Raw genomic sequence first — 23,460 nt, 5'->3', positions numbered from 1 at the left:
TGCCCGTCATGGACACGCGCTAGATAATGGATATAATTTGTATAGTTGTCTATATCAATAGACAAAATGAACGCAGACGAGGAGCACCGCCATGCGAGGACGGGAAGCGCGAGAGCAGGCCGAGCGCAAGGCCGTGATGGCGACGCTGGCGCAATCGGCCGGCGACGACATCGTCCGCCTCTGGGACGAAGCCGGCCTGCCTTGCGAAGCGGAACTTCTGCGTGGCCCCGAAACCGGCCTGGTTACGGTACGCGGCCGCATCGGCGGCGGTGGTGCCCCTTTCAATGTCGGCGAGGCGACGGTCACCCGTGCCACGGTGCGGCTTGCGTCCGGCCATGTCGGCCACTGCTACGCGCTCGGCCGCGACAAGCAGAAGGCAAGGCTGGCGGCAATCGCCGATGCGCTGTGGCAGGACCCGGCCCACCGCAATGAGGTCGAGATCAGGATCGTTGCGCCATTGCAGGCGGCACTGGCCAAGGCGCGTGAACAGCGCCGCGCCGAGACGGCGGCGACCAAGGTCGATTTCTTCACCATGGTGCGCGGAGAAGACTGATGGATATCGCCGCTCAATCCATTGAAGGCGGCTTCGCCGATCCGGTATTCAATGCCCAGACCGTATTCCGTGCCGTGATGGACGCGATGGCGCGGCCGGGCAGCGTCCAGCCCTTGCCGGCCCTTGCCCACCCACCGGCGCCGCTGTCGGCCACCGCCGGCGCCGTTGCGCTGGCGCTGTGCGACAACGACACGCCGCTCTGGCTCGACCCGGCTTTGCAGGTGTCGGCGGTGAAATCCTGGCTTGGCTTCCATACCGGCGCGCCGCTGGCCAACACCCCGGCCGACGCGCATTTCGCGCTGATCGCCACGCCGGCCGAGATGATGGCGCTCGACGGGTTTTCGCAAGGCACCCAGGATTATCCCGATCGCTCCACGACGCTGATCCTCGAGGTCGGCGATCTCATCTCCGGCGCTGCGCTGCTGCTCGAAGGCCCGGGCATCGAGAAGACGGCGACGATCGCGCCGGCGCAAATGCCGCGCCATTTCGTCGAGCAATGGAAGCAGAACAACCAGCGTTTTCCGCGTGGCGTCGATATCATCCTCGCCACGTTCGACGCAATTGCCTGCCTGCCGCGCACGACGCGCATCAAGATGATGGAGGCGTAGCATGTATGTTGCGGTAAAGGGTGGCGAGACGGCCATTCGCAATGCTCACAAACTGCTCGCCGACCGCCGGCGCGGCGACCGTTCGGTGCCCGCACTTCGTCTAGACCAGATCGTCGAGCAGCTGGCGCTCGGCGTCGACCGGGTGATGAGCGAAGGTTCGCTCTACGACAGGGAACTGGCGGCATTGGCGATCGTCCAGGCGCGCGGCGACATGATCGAGGCGATCTTCCTGGTTCGCGCCTATCGCACCACGCTGCCGCGTTTCGGCTACACCAGGGCGATCGACACCGGCACGATGCTGGTCGAGCGGCGGGTGTCGGCGACCTACAAGGATCTGCCCGGCGGCCAGTTGCTCGGCCCGACTTTCGACTACACCCACCGGCTGCTCGATCCCGAACTTGCTGCCGGCGGCGATGTCGCCGAGCCGGAACAGCGTGCAGGCGAGGCGGAGGCGATGCCGCGCGTCTCGGCCATCCTCGCCCGCGAAGGCCTGATCGAGCCCGACGGCGACATGCCCGGCGATCATGTCCCCGGCGACATCACCCGTGAGCCGCTCGAATTCCCGATGGCGCGTGACATCCGCCTGCAGGCGCTGTCGCGCGGCGACGAGGGGTTTCTGCTGGCGCTCGGCTATTCCACCCAGCGCGGCTACGCGCGCAACCATCCCTTCGTCGGCGAGGTTCGCATCGGCGAGGTCGAACTGGAACTGGACGTGCCGGAACTGCCCTTTGCCGTGCCGCTCGGCAGCATCCGCGTCACCGAATGCCAGATGGTCAACCAGTTCAAGGGCTCGGCCAAGGCGCCGCCGCAATTCACCCGCGGCTACGGCCTCGTCTTCGGCCAGAGCGAGCGCAAGGCGATGGCCATGGCACTATGCGACCGCGCGCTGCGCGCCTCGGAGTTGGGTGAGGATGTCATCGCCGCCGCGCAGGACGAGGAGTTCGTCATCTCGCATTCCGACAATGTCCAGGCGACCGGCTTCGTCGAGCATCTGAAGCTGCCGCATTATGTCGACTTCCAGGCCGAGCTCGACCTCGTGCGCCGCATGCGCACCGAGCACGACGCCCGCGAAAATGCCGGCAAGGGCGAAGAGAAGAGGCAGGCAGCGGAATGACTTCAGTTAGCTCCACCACCGTGACCTCCCCCGTCTGGGGAATGGCCTCCGGATCCGCCGTAACCGCTACTGCCGCCAATGGTCTCGCCTTGCGCGCCTTCCCTCGGCTCAGGAAGAACATTCTTCGAAGCACAAAGGCAACCACCCCGACGAACACCAGCAACAGGATTCCGAGGCGCATCCATCCGGTCGGGGTCATCGGAGCCCAGCCCCTTTTCCGTGTCTTGGAACTCAATTCGGTAGCACAGAGCGGAAGCGATCGCCATGACCGACATCGCCACCTACAACTTCGCCTATCTTGACGAACAGACCAAGCGGATGATCCGTCGGGCGATCCTCAAGGGCATCGCCATTCCTGGCTATCAGGTGCCGTTCGCCTCGCGCGAAATGCCGATGCCCTATGGTTGGGGCACCGGCGGCGTCCAGGTCACCGCTTCGATCATTGGCCCGGACGATGTGCTCAAGGTCATTGACCAGGGCGCCGACGACACCACCAATGCCGTCTCGATCCGCGCCTTCTTCAAGAAGGTCGCCAATGTCGCGGTCACCACCGAGACGGCCAAGGCGACCATCATCCAGACGCGCCACCGCATCCCTGAATATCCGCTGAGTGCCGGTCAGGTGCTGGTCTACCAGGTGCCCATCCCCGAGCCGCTGCGCTTCCTCGAGCCGCGGGAAACGGAGACGCGCAAAATGCATGCGCTGGAGGAATACGGCCTTATGCATGTGAAGCTCTACGAGGACATCGCCAGGCACGGCCGCATCGCCACCACCTACGCCTACCCGGTCAAGGTTGAGGGCCGCTATGTGATGGATCCCTCGCCGACGCCGAAATTCGACAATCCGAAGATGCACCGTTCGCCGGCTCTGCAATTGTTCGGCGCCGGCCGCGAAAAGCGCATCTATGCGCTGCCGCCGTTCACCGATGTGGTCAGCCTCGACTTCGAGGACCATCCCTTCGAGGTGCAGACCTTCGACCAGCCCTGCGCACTGTGCGCGGCCGAGAACGTCTATCTCGACGAGGTCATCCTCGACGACCATGGCGGCCACATGTTCGTCTGCTCCGATACCGATTATTGCGAGAAGCGGCGCAACGCCCCTACCTCCCCCTTGTGGGGAGGTCGCGCCGAAGGCGCGGGTGGGGGTACTGCCACCGCCTCACCCCCCACCCCGGCGCTACGCGCCGACCCTCCCCACGAGGGGGAGGGTAAGGAGAAGCAATGACCGACGAACCGCTGCTGCGCGTTTCGGCGCTGTCCAAATTCTACGGCTCGCGCGTCGGCTGCGAGAACGTCACTTTTGACCTGTGGCCGGGCGAAGTGCTGGCGGTGGTCGGCGAATCCGGTTCCGGCAAGACGACTTTGCTCAACTGCCTGTCAACTCGACTGCTGCCCAGCTCCGGCACCGCCAGCTACCGGATGCGCGACGGCCAGTTTCGCGAACTCTACCGCATGAGCGAGGCCGAGCGCCGCTTCCTGATGCGCACCGATTGGGGTTTTGTCCATCAGAACCCGGCCGACGGGTTGCGCATGACGGTGTCGGCCGGCGCCAATGTCGGCGAGCGGCTGATGGCGGTCGGCGACCGTCACTATGGCAGGATCCGCGCAACGGCGCTCGACTGGTTGTCTCGTGTCGAGATCGACGAAGACCGCATCGACGACGAGCCGCGCGCCTTTTCCGGAGGCATGCGCCAGCGCCTGCAGATCGCCCGCAACCTCGTCACCGGGCCGCGGCTGGTGTTCATGGACGAGCCGACCGGCGGCCTCGACGTCTCGGTGCAGGCGCGCCTGCTCGATCTGTTGCGCGGCCTGGTCACCGATCTCGGCCTGGCCGCCATCGTCGTCACCCACGATCTCGCCGTGGCGCGGCTGTTGTCGCAGCGCATGATGGTGATGAAGGACGGCCGCGTCGTCGAAAGCGGCCTCACCGACCGCGTCCTCGACGATCCGCGCGCGCCTTATACCCAGTTGCTTGTCTCCTCGATTCTGCAGGTGTGACGATGATTGCTCCGGCGTACCCCCCTCTGGCCTGCCGGCCATCTCCCCCTCAAGGGGGGAGATCAGCAGCTTTTATGGCCCGCCCGTTCTGCGACACAGGAGAATGGCGAAACCGAATGCGACTGCCAATCTCCCCCCTTGAGGGGGAGATGGCAAGTTTTGGCAAAGAGGGCAGGCCAGAGGGGGGTGTTGGCCCGCAGACGAATGACGATTGGAGAACCCTCTGATGGCAACCCCGCTCGTTGTCTCCGATGTCGCGAAGAGCTTCACCATGCATCTGCGCGACGGCATCAAACTGCCGGTGGTCGCCGGTGTCTCGTTCGCGATCAGGGCCGGCGAATGCGCCGTGCTCGGCGGCCCGTCCGGCGCCGGCAAGAGCTCGATCCTGAAAATGCTCTACGGAAATTATGCCGCCGATGAAGGCCAGATCATCGTCCAGCACGAGGGCGGGCTCATCGATCTCGCCTCGGCCAGCCCGCGCACCGTGCTTGCCGTGCGCCGGCTTACCATCGGCTATGTCAGCCAGTTCCTGCGCACCGTGCCGCGTGTCTCTGCGCTCGATGTCGTGGCCGAACCGCTGGTCGAGCGCGGCGAGGAGCGCGAGGTCGCGCACGGCAAGGCACGCGCCTTGCTGGCGCAGCTCAACCTGCCGGAGAAGCTCTGGGCGCTGCCGCCGGCGACGTTCTCCGGCGGTGAACAGCAGCGCGTCAACATCGCGCGCGGCTTCATCACCGAGCACCCGATCCTGCTGCTCGACGAGCCGACCGCTTCGCTCGACGCCAGGAACCGCGATGTGGTGATTTCCCTGATCGCCGCCAAGAAGGCAGCGGGGGTCGCTTTGCTCGGCATCTTCCACGATCACGACGTGCGTGAGGCGGTCGCCGATCGCGTCATCGACGTGACCGCCTTCGCCGCCGGGAAAATCGCCGCATGACCAGGAAACTGTCGGAGGCGCCGCTGATCCACGAGACGGCGGAAGTCGAGAACTCGACGCTTGGCCGCTGGACCGAGATCGCCGAGCGCTGCCGGGTTTCCGAAAGCACGCTCGGCGACTATTCCTACATGATGCAGGACTGCGGCGTCTGGTGCGCAACGATCGGCAAATTCGCCAACATCGCCGCAAGCGTGCGCATCAACGCTACCAACCATCCGACCTGGCGGCCGACGCTGCACCATTTCACCTATCGCGCCTCGGATTATTGGGACGACGCCGAGCACGAGAGCGAATTCTTCGCCAAGCGCCGCGCCAAACGCGTCACCATCGGCCACGACACCTGGCTCGGCCACGGCTCGACCATCCTGCCGGGCGTCACCGTCGGCGATGGCGCGGCGGTCGGTGCCGGTGCGGTGGTGTCGAAGGACGTCGCGCCCTACACCATCGTCGCCGGCGTACCGGCCAAGCCGATCCGCGAACGCTTCGACCGCCGCACCGCGGAGCGCTACCAGGCGCTCGCCTGGTGGGACTGGGACCACGCAAGGCTGCGCGCCGCGCTCGACGATTTTCGGGAATTGTCGGCGGAGGCGTTTCTGGAGAAATATGGCGGCTGAGGGTCGTGAAATGGTGAATGGTGAATGTGAATGGGGGCAGCGGACAGGTTTCGAGGCTCAGGGAAGCCGTTCTTATCACCATTCACCATTCGAGCTTCTCGCGCCGAGTTGATCCCGCCCCGCTCCAGGCTGTGGGCAGTAACAAAACTGACATCGTTCCGACACCGCAGGTTCATGCGGCTGCGCTAGCCAGGGTAAACAGACCTTCAATTGCGATTGGACTGGAGCCTGCACCATGTCAGCTACGCTCGAAATCCGCGGCGTCACCCGCCGGTTCGGCAAGAACACCGCCGTCAGCAATGTTCACATCGCGATTCCGCAAGGCCAGATGGTCGGCATCATTGGCCGCTCCGGCGCCGGCAAATCGACGTTGCTGCGCATGATTAACCGCCTCATCGATCCCAGCCAGGGATCCATCCTGTTCAACGGCGTCGAGGTCTCCGGGTTGCGCGGCTCGCCGCTCCGGCGATGGCAGCGCGACTGCGCCATGATCTTCCAGCAGTTCAATCTCGTGCCGCGCCTCGATGTGCTGACCAATGTGCTGCTCGGCCGGCTCAACCACCGCTCGACGCTGTCCAACCTATTTGGCATGTTCTCCCGCGGTGAATGCGCCGAGGCGGTTGCAGCCCTCGAGCGCCTCGACATCGCCCGCACCGCCCTGCAGCCGGCCGGCACCCTTTCCGGCGGCCAGCAGCAGCGCGTTGCGATTGCGCGCGCCATGATGCAGCAGCCGAAGGTGTTGCTGGCGGATGAGCCGATTGCCTCGCTCGATCCGCTCAACGCCAAGGTGGTGATGGATTCGCTGCAGGACATCAATTTGCGCGAGGGCATCACCGTCATCACAAATCTGCATACGCTGGATACGGCCCGCACCTACTGCAACCGCATCATCGGCATGGCCGCCGGCAAGGTCGTCTTCGACGGCCCGCCCGAAGCCCTCAACCGCGAGGCCGTGCGCATGGTCTACGGCGCCGACAGCAATGGCGGCGAAATCTCCGAGGCCATCACCTCCACCAGTGTCGCCATCAAACAGAAAATCGCTGCATCCGCCGGACCGCTCGAGCCCGCATTCCCGGGATATTGAGAACGGCCTGATCGCCCGCCCGCGTCAAAGGCACCTGTCAAAAAATTCGAACGCTACCGGCGCGAGGCCGGGACCAACAGGAGAGAGATAATGTTCAGGAAGATGGTTTTTGGCGCCGTTTCATTGCTCGCCATCGCGGCAAGCGCCGCTCACGCCCAGGATATCAAGGAATTCCGCATCGGCATCCTTGGCGGTGAAAACGAAGCGGACCGGCTGCGCAACTTTCAGTGCCTCGCCGATCACCTGAAGTCCGAATTCGGCTTCGAGAAGGTCTCGCTGTTCCCGGCCGCCGACTATGACGGCGTTATCCAGGGCCTGCTCGGCGGCACGCTCGATTTCGCAGAGCTTGGCGCGTCGGGCTATGCCAGCGTCTACCTCAAGGATCCGAACGCCGTGACCCCGATCCTCACCACCCAGCAGACCGACGGCGCGACCGGCTATTATTCGATCGGCCTTGCGCTGAAGTCGTCCGGCATCACCGACATCAAGTCGGCCAAGAGCAAGAAGCTCGGCTATGCCGACCCGGATTCGACCTCCGGCTACCTGATCCCGCTGACCCAGATCCCGAAGGACACCGGCGCTTCGAACGAAACCTTCTTCGCCTCGACCCAGTTCAATGGCGGCCACGAGAACAACCTTCTCGCGGTTCGCGACGGCAAGGTCGATGTTGCGGTTGACGATTCCTCGGGCATCGGCGACTTCAAGAACGGCTACACCTCCGGCACCTTCCACAAGGAAGTCGCCAAGGGCGCCGTGGACCCCAACGATTTCGTCGAAGTCTGGCGCTCCGGCTTGATCCCGAACGGCCCGCTGGTCGTGCGCACCGCGCTCGGCGGCGGTATGAGCGCCAAGCTCGCCAACTTCTTCACCAGCCTGCCGGCCAAGGACAAGCCTTGCTTCGAGGCCATCGAAGGCGGCGATTTCACCGGCTATGTTCCGGTGAAGCCGGACTTCTACAGCGTCATCGTCGAAGCCCGCAAAGCCGCGATCGGCGGCTGACGACAATTGCGGAAAGGGCGGCGTCCTCCAGCGCCGCCCTTTTTGCGTGTCCGCTCGCGACCCCGTATGACCTTCGCCGCTACAATTCGTTCAGACGCGGTCCGGCAGGCAGCAGACGCCTGGCGACGCCAGACGTCCTTGCGCCGGTTCTACACGGCGCTCGGCATCGGCTCACTGCTTGTCGCCATGTGCACAGCCATGTGGTTTGCCGACGAGGCCAATGCCGGACATTTCTTCGATCGGCTGCCGCACATACTGGATTTCCTTAGTTGGCTTGTTCCCAAGGACTGGAACGACGTCTGGCGGGCGCTGTTCGACATCGCATCGCCGCACGACAAGGGCAGCCAAGAGTTCAACTTCCCGCTTGGCCGCGTCTATCTCTGGGGCGGCTTTTATCTACCCGAATATTTCGAGCTGATGCTCACCACGCTTAACGTGGCGCTGGTTTCCACTTTCATCGGCTTTGTCTTTGCGGTGCCCTTTTCCTTCATCGCCGCGCGCAACTTGACGCCCAGTCCGGTGCTCAGGCTCGTCCTCAAGCGCTTCATGGAACTGCTTCGCGCCTTCCCCGAGATCGTCATTGCCGGCCTGTTCGCAGCCATCCTCTCGACCGGCCCGGTCGCAGCCATCATCGCCATCGGCCTGCATTCCATCGGCGCCCTCGGCAAGCTCTTCTACGAGATCAACGAAAACATCGACATGCGCGCCGAAGAAGGCCTGCGCGCGGTCGGCGCCAACTGGTTCGAGCGCGTGCGCTTTGCCGGCCTGCCGCAAGTGCTGCCCAATTTCATGTCCTACACGCTGCTCAGGATCGAGATCAATGTGCGTATCTCGACCATTATCGGCGCGGTCGGCGGTGGCGGCATCGGCGAGGAACTGAAGCTCTCCATCTCGCGCGGCTTCGGCGCCAAGACGCTGGCACTGGTGCTGCTGCTGTTCACGACGATCTTCCTCGTCGACCAGTTTTCCGCCTGGCTACGCCGCAAGCTCGTCGGCGAGCAGGCATTCATGATGGGTGCCTGACCATGATCCCAAAATGTGGATTCCGGTTTTTGGAAAAGATCGTGGCAAATCAACAAGAAGACTGCCCATGGCCGCAATGACCGCCGATGAGATGCGGTCGATCGAGGAGCGCTTTCCCCAAGTGTTCCGGCGGCCCTTGTACAAACGCTTCGGCCCGCTGGTCCTGTTCACCGGCATCCTGCTCTACCTCGTCTATGCCTTGTGGTTCTTCAGCCTGCCGCAAGTGCTGAGGGAATCGCACTGGGAGCGCCTGCCGCTCTTCCTGACGCAATGGATCAGCTACGATCTGCAGCCGGAATTCCGTCTCGACCAGCCTCAGATCACACCCAGATACCCGCGTTTTTCGGCGCTCGGCGAAGACCCGCATCCCGATTGGGTCATCACAAACGCCAACGGCTCCTACACCATCCTGATCGACGGCCGGGCCAAATCGGTCACCTTCGACAAGACCGAGGCGACGCTTGTCGCCAATGGCCAGGCGGTGCCGGTGTCCTTGGCCAGCGGCAAGCCGGTAGTATCCGGCCCGGTGCCGGACTGGATCACCGCGCATGACGACGAAATCATCGCCAGGATGGGCTTTGCCGGCGAGGTCCGCATAACCGTCGATCGCGTCAAGGTCCGCAAGCGCTTCCTCGGCTGGGCGAATTTCGTCTTCGACACACGCTCGCCCTTCTTCGGCAAGTCACCCGGCGAGGTGGTCTCGTTGCTGATGTCCGGACCCCAGCTCAAGCCGGGCACATCAAACATTGCGCTGGCCGCCGACAATATCTGGAACAACGCCCAATGGCAGCATGGCGACGTCTGGACGAAGCTGTTCCAGACCATCGTCATGACGTTTCTCGGCACCTTGCTCGGCGGCATCGTTGCCTTCCCGCTCGCCTTCTTCGCCGCCCGCAACATCACCCCGAGCGGCCTGCTTAGCCAGGTGCTAAAGCGGTTCTTCGATTTCATGCGTTCGGTCGACATGCTGATCTGGGCGCTGTTCTTCACCCGCGCCTTCGGCCCGGGCCCGCTTGCCGGCAGCGCCGCGATTTTCTTCACCGAGATCGGCACGCTCGGCAAAGTCTATTCGGAAGGCCTCGAGAACATCGACGACAAGCCACGCGAGGGCATCCAGTCGACCGGCGCCAACGGCTTGCTGGTGCAGCGCTATGGCGTGCTGCCGGAAGTGATCCCGGTCTTCATCAGCCAGACACTCTATCAGTGGGAATCCAACACCAGGGGCGCGACGATCATCGGCGCCGTCGGTGCCGGTGGCATCGGCCTGAAGCTCTGGGAGGCGATGCGCACCAATTCCAACTGGGCCAATGTCTTCTACATGGTGCTCTTGGTCCTGCTCGTCGTTTTCATCTTCGACAACATTTCCAATTTCCTGCGCCGCCGCTTGAGCAGGACGATCCACGACTACAACCGGATCCAGGCCGGCCAGGGCTGACGGGGGCGTTGCGCAGGCGTGCGGTTAGGGCGCCTTCCTCCATCCATTCCTGATATGCCTGTAGCCGTCGCGGTAAACAGCTTCCGGGCCTTCGGAAAAGTCGCGCCACACCTTGGTGGCCGCGGCTAAATCCTTCAGCGAACGCCCGAACGCCTCGATCGTCAGCCAATCGTCGTAGCCGCTCTTGCGAATGGCGGAGAAAGTCTCCTTCCAGGGGACGTGGCCGCGGCCCGGCACGCCGCGATCGTTCTCCGAAATATGGATATGGACGATGTTCTTGCGGTTGCGCGTATAGGCGCCGATCGGGTCGGCCTCTTCGATGTTGGCATGGAACGTGTCGTACATCGCCTTGATGTGCGGCCGGTCGATCGCGTCGATATGCGCCGACAAATCGTCCATCGTGTTGAGCAGATAGCATTCGAAGCGGTTGAGCGCCTCCAGCCCGATGGTGACACCCTTGTTGCCGGCATGGTCACCGATGGCGCGCTGCGAAGCGATCGAACGTTTTTTCTCGGCCGCCGTCGGCCCGCTGCCGGAGAAGGCTCCGAGTGTGGAATGCAGCGGGCCGCTCAACGTGTTCGCGCCAAGCGCCTGAGCGCAGTCGATCGCCGATTTCATGTAGTCGATACCGGCCTTGCGCGTCGAGGCGTCGGCCGAGATCAGGTTCATCGCCGGATCGCCCATCGCCGAGACGGCGGTACGTTGCAGCCCGATGCGGTCGAGCAGCTCACCGAGCTTCTTGTAGTCGTCCGGCGTGCCGGAGAAGACCGGTATCTCGACGCCGTCGAAGCCGGTCGCCTTGATATCCCTCAACAACGGCTCGTGTTTTTTCGTGACACTGGTCGTCCACAACAACATGCACATGCCGATTTTCATCGACGCCCCTCCCCTTTGACGGCCGGGCTTGCTCCTCCGGCGACTTCGCCACAAGCCCCTCATCCGGCCACTTCGCGGCCACTTTCTCCCCGCTGGGGAGAAGATGCAGACGCCAACGCAGGCGATCTCCTCTCCCCTCGGGGAGAGATCGGAATGCCCCGAATTGCCCTTGCAATTCGGCCGGCAGTCCGGGTGAGGGGGATTTCCCGGTAACCGGACGCAGTGATTAAAGTTTCGTCCACGCTCCATTCTTCTTCGCCGATTTCACGCAGGCCTCGATGAAGGCCATGCCTTCGACGCCGTCTTGCACAGTCGGGAAAACGACATCCTTAGCCGGCTTGCCGCCCTTCCGGCGCGCCGCACGAATGGCCCGCGCGGCTTCCTGGTAGATGTTGGCGAAACCTTCGAGATAGCCTTCCGGATGGCCTGGCGGAACGCGGCTGACGCGCCCGGCGACGGGCAACGCTCCCGCGCCGTTTCGGGTGATCAACTGCTTCGGCTGGCCGAACGGCGTGTACCAGAGATAGTTCGGATCGGCCTGTACCCATTCGAGCCCGCCCTTCGAGCCGTAGATGCGCAATTTCAGGCCGTTCTCGTGGCCGGGCGCCACCTGGCTTGCCCAGATCATGCCCTTCGCGGGGTGCGACCCGCCGACCGGCTTGAAGCGCAGCAGCACATTGATGTTGTCGTCGAGCAGCCGCCCCGGTACGAAGGCATCGAGATCGGCCGACAACGAATCGAGCTCCAGCCCGGAGACGAAACGGGCGAGGTTGTAGGCGTGCGTGCCGATATCGCCCAGCGCACCGCCGGCACCGGCCTGCTTGGGGTCTGAGCGCCACGCAGCCTGCTTCTGGCCGGTTGCGGCCAGATCTTCGGTCAGCCAGTCCTGCGGATATTCCGACTGCACGATGCGGATATCGCCGAGCTGTCCTTTGGCCACCATCTCGCGTGCCTGCCGCACCATCGGATAGGCGGTGTAGTTATGCGTCAGCACAAACACCTTGCCGGTCTTTTCGACCAGCGCCGCCAGCTTCTTTGCCTCGGCCAGCGTCGTCGCCAGCGGCTTGTCGCAGATGACGTGGATGCCGGCCTCGAGAAAAGCCTTGGCGGCCGGCACGTGCACATTGTTCGGCGTGACGATGGCCACCACCTCGATGCCGTCCGGCCGCTTGGCCTCGGCCTTGGCCATCTCGGCATAGGAGCCGTAGCTGCGTGCCGGATCGAGCCCAAGCTCGGCCGCCGAGGCCTTGGCGCGCTCCGGATTCGACGACAAGGCGCCGGCAACCAGCACGAACTCGTTATCAATGCGCGCCGCGATGCGGTGCACCGCGCCGATAAAGGCGCCTTGTCCGCCGCCAACCATGCCGTAGCGGATCGGACCGCCTCCCGTTTCCGTCTTCGATGCGCCAACCACGATTTTCTCCCTCGTTATCTGAGATACCCCTCCCCCTTGAGGGGAGGGTCGACGCGTAGCGCGGGGTGGGGTCGCCGGGCATGAAGCTCGGCATGGACCGACCCCACCCGGCCCCCCGGGCCACCCTCCCCTCGGGAGGGATATCTGTGCTAGATCCCCATCATGCCGCGCAGCACCTTTTTATCGGTCGTGCCGCCGGCGAAATCGTCGAATGCTTTTTCCGTCACCCTGATGATGTGGTGCTGGATGAAGGGGGCGCCTTCGGCAGCACCATCCTCCGGGTGCTTGAGGCAGCATTCCCATTCCAGCACCGCCCATGAATCGTAATTGTATTGGGTGAGCTTGGAGAAGATGCCGCCGAAATCCACCTGCCCGTCGCCGAGCGAGCGGAAACGTCCGGCACGGCTGGTCCAGCTCTGGTAACCGGAATAGACGCCTTGCCGCCCGGTCGGATTGAACTCGGCATCCTTGACGTGGAACGCCTTGATCCGCTCGTGGTAGATGTCGATGAATTCGAGATAATCGAGCTGCTGCAGCAGGAAGTGCGACGGGTCGTAGTTGATGTTGCAGCGCTTATGGCCGCCGACCGCATCGAGGAACATCTCGAATGTCGCGCCGTCGAACACGTCCTCGCCCGGATGGATTTCGTAGCCGACATCGACGCCGTTCTCGTCATAGACGTCGAGGATCGGCTTCCAGCGCTTGCCCAGCTCGGCAAATGCTTCCTCGATCAGTCCCGCCGGCCGCTGCGGCCATGGGTAGAGGTATGGGAAGGCCAACGCGCCGCAAAACGACACCGACGCCTTGAGCCCGAGATTCTTCGACGCCTTGGCGGCGAACTTCATCTGTTCGACCGCCCATTGCTGCCTGGCTTTTGGATTGTTGTGCACCGCAGCCGGCGCAAAGCCGTCGAACTGCGCGTCATAGGCGGGATGCACCGCCACCAGTTGCCCCTGCAGATGCGTCGACAGTTCGGTGATTTCGACGCCGGCATCGGCGCACATGCCCTTCACCTCGTCGCAATAGGCCTTGGAGGAGGCTGCCTTCTCGAGATCGAACAGTCGAGCGTCCCATGTCGGAATCTGCACGCCCTTGTAGCCCAGACCAGCCGCCCATTTGGTGATCGAGGCCAGCGAATTGAACGGCGCGGCGTCGCCCGCAAACTGCGCCAGGAACAGACCAGGCCCCTTCATCGTCGTCGGCATCGGCATCTCCCTATGTTTCACGACCAAGCATAGCGCCGATTGAAAACAGGGCCAGCGTCTTTGGTCTCTTTGCACAGCGCGCTCAGCGCTGCTATTCTGGTATTACCAAATGCCGAAATCTGGTCAAGCCATTTGACGCGCTGCGACGGTCCTGCAACCATGCCGAGTTAAGCCACATGTTTAAGTATAATCAATAGCATAGACAGGAGCCAACGCTTGATGGCAGCAGTTCTTGCCGTCCAGATGAAATTACTGTAGACCTCCCTTCAAGCCCAATTGGTCGAACCAGTTTGCAAAAAATGCTGGGACGCCTTGGGGAGGAATCATGCGGCACGCTTCGGCAGAGTGCGCCGCAGGCGAACTGGTACAGGCGATTCTGGGAAGGATAGACCATGCATCTTTCGACGCACAATTGGATGCGGGCGGAGCCGCTGGAAACGACGCTCAAGCGCATCAAGAAATTCGGCTACGAGTCGATCGAGATCTCCGGCGAACCCGAACAGTACAAGCCCAAGGAGACGCGCCCACTGTTGAACGAGTACGGCATTCGCTGCTGGGGAGCGGTGACGCTGATGCTGGGCGAGCGCAATCTCGCCGCCAAGGACCAGGGCCAGCGCGAGCGCTCGGTGCAGTATGTCAAGGACGTGCTGACCATGGTCAGCGAACTTGATGGCGAGATCATCACGCTGGTTCCGGCCACCGTCGGCAAGGTGGTGCCGGACGGCACCGAGGAAGAGGAGTGGAAATGGGTGGTCGACGCCACCCGGGAATGCTTTACCCACGCCAAGAAGGTCGGCGTCAAGATCGCGGTCGAGCCGCTCAACCGCTTCGAGACCTATCTGTTCAACCGCGGCGCCCAGGCACTGGCGCTGGCCGATGCGGTCAGTCCCGAATGCGGCGTCTGCCTCGACGCCTACCACATCCACATGGAAGAATTTAACGTCTACGACGCCATCCGGCAGGTCGGCAAGCGCCTGTACGACTTCCATGTCGCCGACAACAACCGCTTCGCCGCCGGCCTCGGGCAGATCGACTGGCCGAAGATCGTCGGCACGCTGAAGGAGATCGGCTATGACGGCGCGCTGACCAATGAATTCGTCGCCCCCGTCGACCGCACGCCGGCTGCCCCCTATCCCGACATGGTCGAACGCAACCCCGTCGACATCTCGCCGGAGCAGCTGAAATTCATTCAGGACCACGGCTCCAGCGTGCTCACGGAGAAATTCTACACCGACCAGATGCGCATCAACGCGGAAACGCTGCTGCCGCTGATCAAGTAGCCGAGCCGTTTGGAAAGAGCCCTTCCGCCTCACCGCGGCCGGGCCGAGGATGAACATGCGCATCAAGACGGTCCAAGCCTGGTGGGTCCGCATACCGATCGAAGCCGCGAAGCAGCACCGCAGCGACTTCGGTCAGGTGGCGACGTTCGACGCCGCCATCCTGCGCATCGAAACCGACGACGGGCTGGTCGGCTGGGGCGAAGGCAAGAATGCCGCCGGCAGCGCCGGCAGTTACGGCGCCCTTGTCCATTTGCTGAACTACGAGGTCGGCCCGCAGCTGGTCGGCCGCGACCCGGCTGACATCGGCGTCATCTGGGAGATGCTCTATAATGGCACGCGCCACGACAGCGCCGCTCGCGCCGGCCACGCCATGCCGCAATTGGCGCGACGCGGCATGAGCATCGCGGCTATCAGCGCCGTCGACATCGCATTGTGGGACATTCTTGGCAAATCGCTCGGCGTTCCGGTCTGGCGGCTGCTCGGCGGCCGCAAGCTGGACCGCATGCCGGCCTATGCTTCCGGCGGCTGGGCCACTGCGGAAGCCATCGGCGACCAGCTGCAGTCCTACATCGCCAAGGGCGGTTTCAAGGCGCTGAAGATGCGCGTCGGCGCCATGGACGGCGCCCCACATATCTCGGCCGCTCGCGTCCGTGCCGCCAGACAGGCGCTCGGTCCCGATATCGACCTGATGGTCGACGCGCACGGCACCTACACGGTGGCCGAAGCCAAGCGCTTTATCCATCTCGCCGGCGACCTCGATCTCGCCTGGTTCGAGGAGCCGGTGATCGCCGACGACAAGCCCGGCATGGCCGAGGTGCGCGCCTGCGGTTCGATCCCGATCGCCACCGGCGAAAGCGAGGCGACGCGCTATGCCTTCCGCGACCTCGCCGTGCTAAAATCCGCCGATATCTTCCAGCCGGATCCGGCCTTTTGCGGTGGCATCAGCGAGGCGATGAAGATCGGCACCATCGCCAGCGCCTTCAATCTGCGCTTTGCGCCGCATCTTTGGGCCGGCGCGCCCTGCTTCTTTGCCGGGCTGCATGTCTGCGCTGCTTCGCCGGCGAGCTTCACCGTCGAATATTCGCTCGGCGCCAACCCGATGATCCACGATCTGATCGAAGAGACTGTCGAAGCAAAGGACGGTATGGTAGCGATCCCTGATAGACCCGGGCTGGGATTCACCATTTCGGAGCGGTTCCTGGAGGCGCACGCGCAACACGGCTGACATGAAAGAAAAGAACCTTCTCGCGGAACTCGCCGCCTATCTGTTCTCCCATTCGGACAAGGAGACGGGCCGCACGCCGTCGGAGCGCGAACTGGCAGAGCATTTCAGCGTCAGCCGCGGCCAGATCCGCGAGGCGCTGGCCATTCTCGAGGCCATGCGCATCGTCGAGCGACGGGCGAAATCCGGCATCTACATCGATACGAAGCAGGCGAGCGTCGAGGCGATGGCGCTGTTCGCCCGCGCCGGCCTGCCGCTCGATCCCGTCCAGATCTACGAGACGGTCGAGTTGCGCAAGATCCACGAGATCAAGGCCGCCGAACTTGCCTGTTCACGCGCCACCGAGGAGAATTTCGAGCGGCTGCGCGAGATCCTGAAGGCCTCCGAGGATCGCATCGCCGCCGGTGAAGGGCTTGCCCGGGAAGACCGCGAGTTCCACCTCGAGATCGTGCGGGCGACCAAGAACAGCGTCTTCCACAATATCTGCAGCGTCTACTACATGATGGGTGAACTGCGCCTGCCGATCTATTTCAACGATCCCGAACGCAGCGTGCGCTCCCATGCCGAGCATATCCAGATCTACGAGGCGCTGCTGCGCCGCGATGGCAATCTCGCCCAGGCGCTGATGAGCGCCCACCTGCAAGGCGCGGAAAGCTACTGGAAGGGGCTGATCGAGGGGCGTGGGGCGGAACCGGAAAGCCCTGCGCTCGAAAAGGCCTGAAATGCTCAAGATCCTGTCAACACACAGACTGCACCCTCGTGCCGCTTCCATGCTGACCGGGGCCGGCGAACTCGTCGTTGCTTCCGCCCTCGATGCGGCCACGCTGGCCGCCGAGGCGAGGAACGCCGATGTCATCATCGTTCGCGCTCCCTTGCCTGCGGCGCTTTTCGAAGGCGCGAAGAAGCTCAGGGCCGCGATCCGCCACGGCGCCGGGCTGGACATGGTACCGATGGAAGCGGCCAATGCGGCCGGCGTGCTGGTGGCGAACGTGCCGAGGGTGAACGCGCGATCTGTCGCCGAATATGTGATGTTCGCGGCGCTGGCGCTGCTTAGGCGCTTCCGTGTGTTGGACCGCGACTTGCGTGCGAAGGGCTGGCTGGCGGGCCGCGAACACACGGTGGTGGCCAGCGAGCTAGCGGGCAAGACGATCGGCATTGTCGGCCTCGGCGCGATCGGTCAGGCGGTTGGCCACATCGCCGCCCATGGGTTCGATCTGAATGTGGTGGCGACGACGCGCAGCATGCGGCCGGCGCCGGACAGGGTCGGCTTCCTGTCGATCGATGCACTCATCGAGCAGAGCGACATCATCGTTCTGTGCTGCCCGCTGACGCCCGAAACACGGGGGCTGATCAGCCGCGAGCGCATTGAGCGGATGAAGCCGGATGCGCTGCTGATCAATGTTTCGCGCGGGCCGGTGATCGATGACGACGCGCTGATCGAGGCCTTGCAGAAGGGCCGCATCGGCGGCGCTGCGCTCGATGTTTTTGCTACACAACCGCTACCGCCCAACCATCCTTATTTCGGCTTCGACAACGTCATCGTCACCCCGCACATGGCTGGGATTACCGAGCAGTCGATGATGCGCATGGGCGTCGGCGCGGCTGGCGAAGCCTTGCTGGTGCTGGCCAACAGATTGCCGGTCAATCTGCGCAACCCCGAAGCGGTCGAGCACTACCGGCGGCGGTTCCCTGCCGATTTCTGAAAGCGCCCCAATTTTCCCGAATTCGCCGGCGATGGTGCCGGCATGGCAAGCGTCACAAAATTCCTGCTGACCGCCGGCTTCTGCGTGGCGACGGCGCAAGCCTTCGCCAACGGACAGGGTAGCTACGTGTTCTGCGACAACGGCATACGCTGCGTGGCGGCACCCTGTCCATCGAACAGCGCACTCGACCTCGCTGCTGGGAAGCTCATCAAAGGCGTTTCAATCGACATCGATCGCCTGCCCCAGCAAGACAAGGCGCTCGATCTTTCAGACAAGCTCTATGCCGGCAAGGTCGTTGTTGTCGGCTCGATCGAGAACCGCACCCGGACCTTCAACGGCAAGCGGTACACCCTGCCTTGGCTGGTCGCCACCAGCATCGAACGCGCCGCCAAGGACAGCGAACGCGGCCACTGCTCGTCGCGCTGACACGCGCTATCCGATCAATTTGCAAGCAGCCCCTCCACGCCCGCTGCGATGCGCAGCAGGTGGTGGTCATGGCCATTGCGCGCCACCAGCATCAGCCCGGCCGGACGCGTCATTCCCGGCATCGGCAGCGAGATGGCTGATAGATCGAATTGGTTGGCGACCTGCGTGTTGCGCAGCAGAAGGCCTTCCGTCCTGTTGCACAGAGCCTCGTCGCTGGTCATCGACACGATCGTCGGCGCCGTCACCGGTGTGGTCGGCAGGGCCAGCACGTCGACCGACGCCAGCCGGTCATCCATCGCGGCGGCCAGCGCCGTGCGGCGGCGCATTGCCCTGATATAGACCGTGGCCGGAATGGCGGCGGCGCGCGACAATGGCCCGCTTACCCGCGGGTCGACCGGCCTCGTCGCTCCCATCGCCAGCCAGTCGGCATGGATCTCCGCCCCTTCCATCGCCGCGATCGACGCGCGTTGGGTTGCCACGCGCAGATCGGCAAGCAGGTCGTCGATCGACAGCTCCACAAGCCGTGCGCCGCTAAGCTCTATCTTGCGCAGACACCGGTCGAACGTCGTCGCGACCTCTTCCTGCGTATCATCGAACAGCACGCCGCGCGCAATACCGATGCGCAGGCCGTCCAGCGGCAGCGGCAACAGTGCCGCCAGGTTTTCGCCCGACATCACTGCATCGGCCGCCGCACATTCGGCGACGGTGCGGGCCAGCGGACCGATCGAGTCCAGCGTGGCTGACAGCGGAAACGCACCCGTGAGCGGCACGCGCCGCGCAGTCGGCTTGAAACCGACGACGCCATTCAGCGATGCCGGAATGCGCACCGAACCACCGGTATCGGAACCGATGGAGATTTCGCTGGTGCCTTCGCCCACCGAAACGCCGGCGCCTGAGGAGGAGCCGCCCGGAATACGGCTGGCATCGCTAGCATTGCCGGGCGTGCCATAATGTGGATTGACGCCGATCGCAGTAAAGGCGAACTCGGTCATGTTGGTCTTGCCGAGGATGATTGCACCGGCCTGGCGCAACTGTTGCACGACAATGGCATCCCGCAGCGCCGGCGCTGCGTTGGCGAGCAGCAGAGAGCCCGCCGTGGTCGGCTCGCCGGCGACATCGAACAGATCCTTGATCGAGACGATCGCCCCATCGAGCGGCCCGAGCGTGACGCCGGCTTTTCGCCGCGCATCGGTGGCGTCCGCCGCCGCCCGTGCGGCTTCCGGGTAGAGCTTTACGAAAACCCTCTCATCGTCGACGCGAGCGGCAAGAGGCGAAAGAATTGCTTCGAGGTGATCGCGGGCTGATTGCATTTTTCGGTGTCGGACTCCGCGCGCTTGCAACGTCTTAACGTAGTAGCCAGAAACTGGCCGCAGGAGACATAGCCCGGCACGGTCGGATTTGCACCTGTCGAACCGAAGGAGGAAGGCCCGATGCTCTACCAAGGCAGCTGCCACTGCGGCAAGGTCGCGTTCGAGGTCGAAGGCGAGCTGACCGGAGCCGTTCGGTGCAATTGCTCGATCTGCTCGCGCAAGGGTGCACTGCTATGGGCAGTTCCGCATGAGAGCATGTGGGTGCTTGCCTGGGGCGATGATCTCGGCCGCTACAGCTTCGGCAACCATGTCATCGCCCACCGCTTCTGCCGCAGCTGCGGCATTCACCCCTTCGCCGAGGATATCGGCGAAGGGAGCGGGCGAAGTGCCTATATCAATATTAATTGCATCGAGGCGTTGGACGTCGCCGCCGTGCCGGTCTTCGACTTCGACGGCCGTTCCGTTTAGGCCTTGGGGTCGTCGATCGGCTTGGGGCCAAGGAAGAACGCCGCCAGTGCCGCAAGCAACGTCGCCGCCGCGCAATAGGCGAAGGCGGTGGCAACGCCGGTATTGTCGACCAGCAGGCCGCCGAAGACGGCGCCCAACGCGATGGCGACCTGGAACGTCATAACCATGAGCCCACCGGCGCTTTCCGCCTGATCGGGGGCGGCCCGCACCAGCCAGGTCTGCAGCCCGACTGGGACGGCGCCGAAGGCAAAGCCCCAGCTGCCCACTGCTATTGCAGCCACGACGGGTGAACCTCCGACCACCAGCAGCAGGAGCGCCGAAAACGCGATCAGCAGGGGCGCCAGGCTGATGGCTGCCTTGAGGCTGCGTTCGGCAATGAAGCCGCCGGCAAAATTGCCGAAGAAGCCACCAATGCCGTAGGCGAGCAGCACAAGCGAGATCGTCTCGATGTCCAGCGCGGGCACCTTCTCGAGAAACGGGCGGACATAGGTGAAGCCGGCAAAATGTCCCGAGGCGACCAGCAGCACCACCAGCAGTGCCACCCTGATCATCGGCCGCTTCATCACCTCCAGCAGCGTGCGAAAACCTGCCGTACCTGCAGGCGGCAGCTTCGGAATGGTAGCCACCTGCACCAGCAGCGCCAGCGCACCGACCACGGCGGCGATCATGAACGCCGTCCGCCAGCCCCAGATGTCGCCGACATAGGCGCCGACCGGAGCCGCGCAGACCGTCGCCACCGAAACGCCGGTGAGAATGATCGACATGGCGCGCGGCATCAGCCGCATTGGGACAAGCCGCATCGCCATGGCCGCCGACATCGACCAGAAGCCGCCGAGACTGATCCCGAGCATGATGCGGGCGATCAGAAGAACAGGAAGCGACGACGCAAACGCGGCCACCAGGTTTGACAGCACAAGCAGCACAGTCAGCGCCAACATGACCAGCCTGCGGTCCAGCCGCTTGGTGACAATAGCCATGGTCGGCGCCGCAATCGCGCCAATGACGGCCGTCGCCGTTACCGCCTGCCCGGCGGCGCCTTCGGTGATGCCGAGATCCTGCGCAAGCGGCGTCAGCAGGCTGGCCGGCAGAAATTCTGCGGTCACCAGGCCGAAGACTCCGAGCGCCAGGGAAACCACCGCCCCCCATGCGGGCTCGGATCGTTCGCCGGTTTCCGATGGATCGAGAACGGCGTCCATGACGCCTGTCGCGGGTTCGGTCATGAGGGATCTCCGGTCTGTTGCAGCGCAGCATTTGGCTGCAATGCAACATAAGGAGTGACTAGCTGGAGTTTCCATGCTAGAAACACCATTATGTTTGACCGTTCGTCCAAAATTCCAATCACCGGCGATCCGCTGACAGACATATTGCGCGGATTGCGTCTCGAAGGCGTCGATTACGGCCGTTGCGAGATGAAGGAACCCTGGGGCATCCATTTTCCGGCTCAGGCGGCGGCACGGTTTCATTTCATCGGCCGCAAAGGCTGCTGGTTGCTGCAGCCGTCCGGTGAATGGGTCGAGCTCAAGGCGGGCGACGCGGTATTGTTGCCGCGCGGCTCAGCCCACACGCTGGCGAGCGAGCCGGGTATCGAGGCGGCGCCGATCCACGGCTATGAGGTCGAGGAAATCTGCAAGGGTGTCTATTGCATGTCGAATGACGGCATGCCCGGCTGCCGTCCGGGGACCTTGCTGTTTTTCGGCAGCATGTATTTCAATCTCGATGGCTTGCACCCCTTGCTCGGCATGATGCCGGACGTGATGCGCGCACATGAGTTGGAGGCCTATGAGCCAGGTATCCCGCATTTGCTGGAAGCGATGGCCCGCGAGGTGACGATGGAGCGCGTCGGCTCCGGCGGCATCTTGGCGCGGCTGGCCGATGTGCTCGCCGCGACCGTCATCCGCTCATGGGTCGAGCGCGGCTGCGGCGACTCTTCCGGTTGGATTGCGGCGGTCAGGGACCGCGAGATCGGCCGGGTGCTGGCCGCGATCCATCTGGAACCGAACCGCGACTGGACGGTGGAGGCTCTGGCGAAGATGATGGGTGCCTCGCGATCAGGTTTCGCCGAGCGCTTCGCAACCATTGTCGGCGAAACACCGGCAAAGTACGTCACGCAGGTGCGGATGCACCAGGCGAGGCAATGGCTGGTCCGCGACCGGCTCAAGATTTCCGTCGTCGCGGCTCGTCTCGGCTACGAATCCGACGCCTCCTTCAGCCGCGCCTTCAAACGGGTCATCGGATCGCCGCCCAGCCATTTCCGGGCCGAGGAACAGGCGGAGATCCGCCAGGCCGGCTAAACGTTGGCCGGCTTATTGCTCGGTAATGCAGGCCGAGCCGGCGCTGCTCTTGCAATATTTGCCGGAGGCCCCGCACCTGCCATCCGAGACTTCCACGACGGTGCCGCTCAACAACAGCTTGCAGTCGCTGGTGGACAGATTGACCGTGCCGTTGAGGTCCTTGATCTTCTTGGCGTCGACCTTCGCGCCGGCGACAACTTTCTTGGCTGCCTGCGCCTCGCCCAGATGCGCCGCCGACAATCCCATACCGGCGACGAGCAGGATCGTCGCAAAACTGCGGAACAGATTTCCCATAGCCAACCCTCCATTTTGGGCCTCCAAATTGGGCTTGCAAAGCCCGTTTGGGACCAAAGGATCAGCCTATTCGACAAATCGGAGCATCCGCATCCCCCGTACGGGGGATGACGGGAAGACTCGAGCATTTCGCAGCCAAGTGGAATCACGTGGCGTCGCACAAATGCGGCTAAAACACATGGATAGAGCGGGATGCACGGTTCACTTTGAACGCATCCCGCTCTAGCGCAGTAAAGACGCTTGTACTTAGCCGGCGTGACGCAGGCTTATTCCGCTGCCCTTGTCGAACAGCACCACCTTGTCCGGGTTCCAGGCAAAGCGCACCGGCTGCTCTATCTGGACGTCGGTCCTGGCAGGCACGGTGGCGCGCAGCATGGCGTCGCCGACCCGCAGCGTCAGGATCTTCTCGACGCCATGGTTCTCGACGTCATGGACCCGCGCCTCGACCGGCGCGCCGGTCTCGAGATAGACGTCCTCGGGACGAATACCGAAGACGAGCGGGCGACCGTCGGTCGCCGCGCCCGTCTTTAGGCGCGCCGCGGTGGTGGGGGGGGGGGGGGGGGGGGGGGGGGGGGGGGGGGGGGGGGGGGGGGGGGGGGGGGGGGGGGGG

Annotated in this window: 25 protein-coding genes; 18 read left to right on the top strand and 7 right to left on the bottom strand. The window is 63.8% G+C overall.

The genetic code is table 11. From position 1 onward, the window contains the following. Nucleotides 1-91 precede the first annotated feature (91 nt). The 11 genes from phnG to phnE (NKI52_RS15000) all read left to right on the top strand — a co-directional run bounded on the left by phnG (nucleotide 92) and on the right by phnE (NKI52_RS15000) (nucleotide 10,361). Nucleotides 92-553: a phosphonate C-P lyase system protein PhnG gene (gene phnG / locus NKI52_RS15050; RefSeq protein ID WP_023675204.1), complete on the top strand. Its 462-nt coding sequence runs from the start codon at nucleotides 92-94 to the stop codon at nucleotides 551-553. Then, on the top strand, nucleotides 553-1,161 hold the full coding sequence (gene phnH / locus NKI52_RS15045; RefSeq protein ID WP_023675203.1) for a phosphonate C-P lyase system protein PhnH: 609 nt from the start codon (nucleotides 553-555) through the stop codon (nucleotides 1,159-1,161). Before phnG ends, phnH begins: the two co-directional genes overlap by 1 nt. A gap of 1 nt (nucleotide 1,162) precedes the next feature. Next, nucleotides 1,163-2,275 carry a carbon-phosphorus lyase complex subunit gene (locus NKI52_RS15040; RefSeq protein WP_352698451.1) on the top strand — a complete coding sequence of 371 codons (1,113 nt, stop codon included), beginning with the start codon at nucleotides 1,163-1,165 and terminating at the stop codon, nucleotides 2,273-2,275. 264 nt (nucleotides 2,276-2,539) lie between these two features. Further along, nucleotides 2,540-3,499, top strand: coding sequence for an alpha-D-ribose 1-methylphosphonate 5-phosphate C-P-lyase PhnJ (locus NKI52_RS15035; RefSeq protein ID WP_352633810.1), 960 nt, complete (start codon nucleotides 2,540-2,542; stop codon nucleotides 3,497-3,499). Then, on the top strand, nucleotides 3,496-4,272 hold the full coding sequence (gene phnK, locus NKI52_RS15030) for a phosphonate C-P lyase system protein PhnK (protein WP_352633812.1): 777 nt from the start codon (nucleotides 3,496-3,498) through the stop codon (nucleotides 4,270-4,272). The genes NKI52_RS15035 and phnK overlap by 4 nt, the downstream gene beginning before the upstream one ends. Before the next feature lie 226 nt (nucleotides 4,273-4,498). Then, on the top strand, nucleotides 4,499-5,206 hold the full coding sequence (phnL, locus tag NKI52_RS15025; protein ID WP_352633814.1) for a phosphonate C-P lyase system protein PhnL: 708 nt from the start codon (nucleotides 4,499-4,501) through the stop codon (nucleotides 5,204-5,206). After that, nucleotides 5,203-5,820, top strand: a complete 618-nt coding sequence (locus NKI52_RS15020) for a DapH/DapD/GlmU-related protein (protein WP_352577415.1) — start codon at nucleotides 5,203-5,205, stop codon at nucleotides 5,818-5,820. Before phnL ends, NKI52_RS15020 begins: the two co-directional genes overlap by 4 nt. 235 nt (nucleotides 5,821-6,055) lie before the next feature. After that, nucleotides 6,056-6,904 (top strand): phosphonate ABC transporter ATP-binding protein, encoded by an 849-nt coding sequence (gene phnC / locus NKI52_RS15015; RefSeq protein ID WP_023675197.1) that lies wholly within the window; start codon nucleotides 6,056-6,058, stop codon nucleotides 6,902-6,904. 90 nt (nucleotides 6,905-6,994) lie between these two features. Then, nucleotides 6,995-7,903 carry a phosphonate ABC transporter substrate-binding protein gene (gene phnD / locus NKI52_RS15010; protein WP_352588461.1) on the top strand — a complete coding sequence of 303 codons (909 nt, stop codon included), beginning with the start codon at nucleotides 6,995-6,997 and terminating at the stop codon, nucleotides 7,901-7,903. 66 nt (nucleotides 7,904-7,969) lie between these two features. Then, nucleotides 7,970-8,926, top strand: coding sequence for a phosphonate ABC transporter, permease protein PhnE (phnE, locus tag NKI52_RS15005; RefSeq protein ID WP_352633819.1), 957 nt, complete (start codon nucleotides 7,970-7,972; stop codon nucleotides 8,924-8,926). A gap of 67 nt (nucleotides 8,927-8,993) precedes the next feature. Then, entirely contained in the window at nucleotides 8,994-10,361 is a 1,368-nt protein-coding gene (phnE, locus tag NKI52_RS15000; protein WP_352698448.1) for a phosphonate ABC transporter, permease protein PhnE, read from the top strand. 24 nt (nucleotides 10,362-10,385) lie between these two features. Here phnE (NKI52_RS15000) and NKI52_RS14995 read toward each other — a convergent pair whose 3' ends face one another. From NKI52_RS14995 to NKI52_RS14985, 3 genes are all read right to left on the bottom strand, one after another. Next, nucleotides 10,386-11,237 carry a sugar phosphate isomerase/epimerase family protein gene (locus NKI52_RS14995; protein ID WP_352456817.1) on the bottom strand — a complete coding sequence of 284 codons (852 nt, stop codon included), beginning with the start codon at nucleotides 11,235-11,237 and terminating at the stop codon, nucleotides 10,386-10,388. A gap of 226 nt (nucleotides 11,238-11,463) precedes the next feature. Further along, nucleotides 11,464-12,651, bottom strand: coding sequence for a Gfo/Idh/MocA family protein (locus NKI52_RS14990; protein WP_352577413.1), 1,188 nt, complete (start codon nucleotides 12,649-12,651; stop codon nucleotides 11,464-11,466). 149 nt (nucleotides 12,652-12,800) lie between these two features. Next, nucleotides 12,801-13,856 carry a sugar phosphate isomerase/epimerase family protein gene (locus NKI52_RS14985; RefSeq protein WP_352577412.1) on the bottom strand — a complete coding sequence of 352 codons (1,056 nt, stop codon included), beginning with the start codon at nucleotides 13,854-13,856 and terminating at the stop codon, nucleotides 12,801-12,803. A gap of 392 nt (nucleotides 13,857-14,248) precedes the next feature. Here NKI52_RS14985 and NKI52_RS14980 point away from each other — a divergent pair, with 392 nt between their 5' ends. From NKI52_RS14980 to NKI52_RS14960, 5 genes are read left to right on the top strand one after another with little or no spacing between them, the layout of a single operon-like run. Next, on the top strand, nucleotides 14,249-15,136 hold the full coding sequence (locus NKI52_RS14980; RefSeq protein WP_352698446.1) for a sugar phosphate isomerase/epimerase family protein: 888 nt from the start codon (nucleotides 14,249-14,251) through the stop codon (nucleotides 15,134-15,136). Nucleotides 15,137-15,191: 55 nt separating this feature from the next. Next, nucleotides 15,192-16,361: a mandelate racemase/muconate lactonizing enzyme family protein gene (locus tag NKI52_RS14975; protein ID WP_292661184.1), complete on the top strand. Its 1,170-nt coding sequence runs from the start codon at nucleotides 15,192-15,194 to the stop codon at nucleotides 16,359-16,361. 1 nt (nucleotide 16,362) lies between these two features. Next, entirely contained in the window at nucleotides 16,363-17,079 is a 717-nt protein-coding gene (locus tag NKI52_RS14970) for a FadR/GntR family transcriptional regulator (RefSeq protein ID WP_292661187.1), read from the top strand. 1 nt (nucleotide 17,080) lies between these two features. Beyond that, nucleotides 17,081-18,061 carry a hydroxyacid dehydrogenase gene (locus tag NKI52_RS14965; protein WP_352577410.1) on the top strand — a complete coding sequence of 327 codons (981 nt, stop codon included), beginning with the start codon at nucleotides 17,081-17,083 and terminating at the stop codon, nucleotides 18,059-18,061. 42 nt (nucleotides 18,062-18,103) lie between these two features. Further along, a complete protein-coding gene (locus NKI52_RS14960; protein ID WP_023675186.1) occupies nucleotides 18,104-18,487 on the top strand; it encodes a DUF6748 domain-containing protein in 384 nt (127 codons plus the stop codon). Between the two features lie 14 nt (nucleotides 18,488-18,501). On the opposite strand, the gene NKI52_RS14955 is transcribed toward NKI52_RS14960, so the two are convergent. Further along, complete coding sequence (locus NKI52_RS14955) at nucleotides 18,502-19,797, bottom strand: amidase (protein ID WP_352577409.1); 1,296 nt, start codon at nucleotides 19,795-19,797, stop codon at nucleotides 18,502-18,504. 120 nt (nucleotides 19,798-19,917) lie between these two features. Between NKI52_RS14955 and NKI52_RS14950 the strand changes: the two genes are divergently transcribed. Continuing rightward, nucleotides 19,918-20,265 carry a GFA family protein gene (locus NKI52_RS14950; RefSeq protein WP_352577407.1) on the top strand — a complete coding sequence of 116 codons (348 nt, stop codon included), beginning with the start codon at nucleotides 19,918-19,920 and terminating at the stop codon, nucleotides 20,263-20,265. Here the strand turns inward: NKI52_RS14950 and NKI52_RS14945 are convergent. Further along, nucleotides 20,262-21,485, bottom strand: coding sequence for an MFS transporter (locus NKI52_RS14945; RefSeq protein ID WP_352577405.1), 1,224 nt, complete (start codon nucleotides 21,483-21,485; stop codon nucleotides 20,262-20,264). The two genes, NKI52_RS14950 and NKI52_RS14945, sit on opposite strands and share 4 nt — an antisense overlap. Before the next feature lie 90 nt (nucleotides 21,486-21,575). On the opposite strand from NKI52_RS14945, the gene NKI52_RS14940 reads away from it, so the two are divergent. Continuing rightward, nucleotides 21,576-22,556, top strand: a complete 981-nt coding sequence (locus tag NKI52_RS14940) for an AraC family transcriptional regulator (protein ID WP_023675183.1) — start codon at nucleotides 21,576-21,578, stop codon at nucleotides 22,554-22,556. Between the two features lie 12 nt (nucleotides 22,557-22,568). Here the strand turns inward: NKI52_RS14940 and NKI52_RS14935 are convergent, their stop codons facing one another. Together NKI52_RS14935 and NKI52_RS14930 are read right to left on the bottom strand one after the other, a co-directional pair. Beyond that, on the bottom strand, nucleotides 22,569-22,850 hold the full coding sequence (locus NKI52_RS14935; protein ID WP_352448400.1) for a hypothetical protein: 282 nt from the start codon (nucleotides 22,848-22,850) through the stop codon (nucleotides 22,569-22,571). A 246-nt stretch (nucleotides 22,851-23,096) separates the two neighbouring features. Further along, nucleotides 23,097-23,460, bottom strand: a 364-nt coding sequence (locus tag NKI52_RS14930; protein WP_352698442.1) for a TOBE domain-containing protein, incomplete at its 5' end; no start/stop codon positions are given.

The sequence above is a fragment of the Mesorhizobium sp. M0590 genome (assembly GCF_040320905.1).
Taxonomy (GTDB): domain Bacteria; phylum Pseudomonadota; class Alphaproteobacteria; order Rhizobiales; family Rhizobiaceae; genus Mesorhizobium.
Note: the sequence above shows the minus strand (reverse complement) of the source record. Positions and strands in the feature narration are given on the sequence as shown.

What these genes read in the sequence shown, in the direction of transcription:
- NKI52_RS14995 (WP_352456817.1), bottom strand. Translation starts at nt 11,237, where the DNA reads ATGAAAATCGGCATGTGCATGTTGTTGTGGACGACCAGTGTCACGAAA.
- phnC (WP_023675197.1), top strand. Translation starts at nt 6,056, where the DNA reads ATGTCAGCTACGCTCGAAATCCGCGGCGTCACCCGCCGGTTCGGCAAG.
- NKI52_RS14940 (WP_023675183.1), top strand. Translation starts at nt 21,576, where the DNA reads ATGTTTGACCGTTCGTCCAAAATTCCAATCACCGGCGATCCGCTGACA.
- NKI52_RS14945 (WP_352577405.1), bottom strand. Translation starts at nt 21,485, where the DNA reads ATGACCGAACCCGCGACAGGCGTCATGGACGCCGTTCTCGATCCATCG.
- NKI52_RS14935 (WP_352448400.1), bottom strand. Translation starts at nt 22,850, where the DNA reads ATGGGAAATCTGTTCCGCAGTTTTGCGACGATCCTGCTCGTCGCCGGT.
- NKI52_RS15020 (WP_352577415.1), top strand. Translation starts at nt 5,203, where the DNA reads ATGACCAGGAAACTGTCGGAGGCGCCGCTGATCCACGAGACGGCGGAA.
- phnD (WP_352588461.1), top strand. Translation starts at nt 6,995, where the DNA reads ATGTTCAGGAAGATGGTTTTTGGCGCCGTTTCATTGCTCGCCATCGCG.
- NKI52_RS14950 (WP_352577407.1), top strand. Translation starts at nt 19,918, where the DNA reads ATGCTCTACCAAGGCAGCTGCCACTGCGGCAAGGTCGCGTTCGAGGTC.
- NKI52_RS15040 (WP_352698451.1), top strand. Translation starts at nt 1,163, where the DNA reads ATGTATGTTGCGGTAAAGGGTGGCGAGACGGCCATTCGCAATGCTCAC.
- phnE (WP_352698448.1), top strand. Translation starts at nt 8,994, where the DNA reads ATGGCCGCAATGACCGCCGATGAGATGCGGTCGATCGAGGAGCGCTTT.
- phnH (WP_023675203.1), top strand. Translation starts at nt 553, where the DNA reads ATGGATATCGCCGCTCAATCCATTGAAGGCGGCTTCGCCGATCCGGTA.
- NKI52_RS14985 (WP_352577412.1), bottom strand. Translation starts at nt 13,856, where the DNA reads ATGCCGACGACGATGAAGGGGCCTGGTCTGTTCCTGGCGCAGTTTGCG.
- NKI52_RS14980 (WP_352698446.1), top strand. Translation starts at nt 14,249, where the DNA reads ATGCATCTTTCGACGCACAATTGGATGCGGGCGGAGCCGCTGGAAACG.
- NKI52_RS15035 (WP_352633810.1), top strand. Translation starts at nt 2,540, where the DNA reads ATGACCGACATCGCCACCTACAACTTCGCCTATCTTGACGAACAGACC.
- phnL (WP_352633814.1), top strand. Translation starts at nt 4,499, where the DNA reads ATGGCAACCCCGCTCGTTGTCTCCGATGTCGCGAAGAGCTTCACCATG.
- NKI52_RS14960 (WP_023675186.1), top strand. Translation starts at nt 18,104, where the DNA reads ATGGCAAGCGTCACAAAATTCCTGCTGACCGCCGGCTTCTGCGTGGCG.
- phnK (WP_352633812.1), top strand. Translation starts at nt 3,496, where the DNA reads ATGACCGACGAACCGCTGCTGCGCGTTTCGGCGCTGTCCAAATTCTAC.
- NKI52_RS14965 (WP_352577410.1), top strand. Translation starts at nt 17,081, where the DNA reads ATGCTCAAGATCCTGTCAACACACAGACTGCACCCTCGTGCCGCTTCC.
- NKI52_RS14955 (WP_352577409.1), bottom strand. Translation starts at nt 19,797, where the DNA reads ATGCAATCAGCCCGCGATCACCTCGAAGCAATTCTTTCGCCTCTTGCC.
- NKI52_RS14975 (WP_292661184.1), top strand. Translation starts at nt 15,192, where the DNA reads ATGCGCATCAAGACGGTCCAAGCCTGGTGGGTCCGCATACCGATCGAA.
- phnE (WP_352633819.1), top strand. Translation starts at nt 7,970, where the DNA reads ATGACCTTCGCCGCTACAATTCGTTCAGACGCGGTCCGGCAGGCAGCA.
- phnG (WP_023675204.1), top strand. Translation starts at nt 92, where the DNA reads ATGCGAGGACGGGAAGCGCGAGAGCAGGCCGAGCGCAAGGCCGTGATG.
- NKI52_RS14970 (WP_292661187.1), top strand. Translation starts at nt 16,363, where the DNA reads ATGAAAGAAAAGAACCTTCTCGCGGAACTCGCCGCCTATCTGTTCTCC.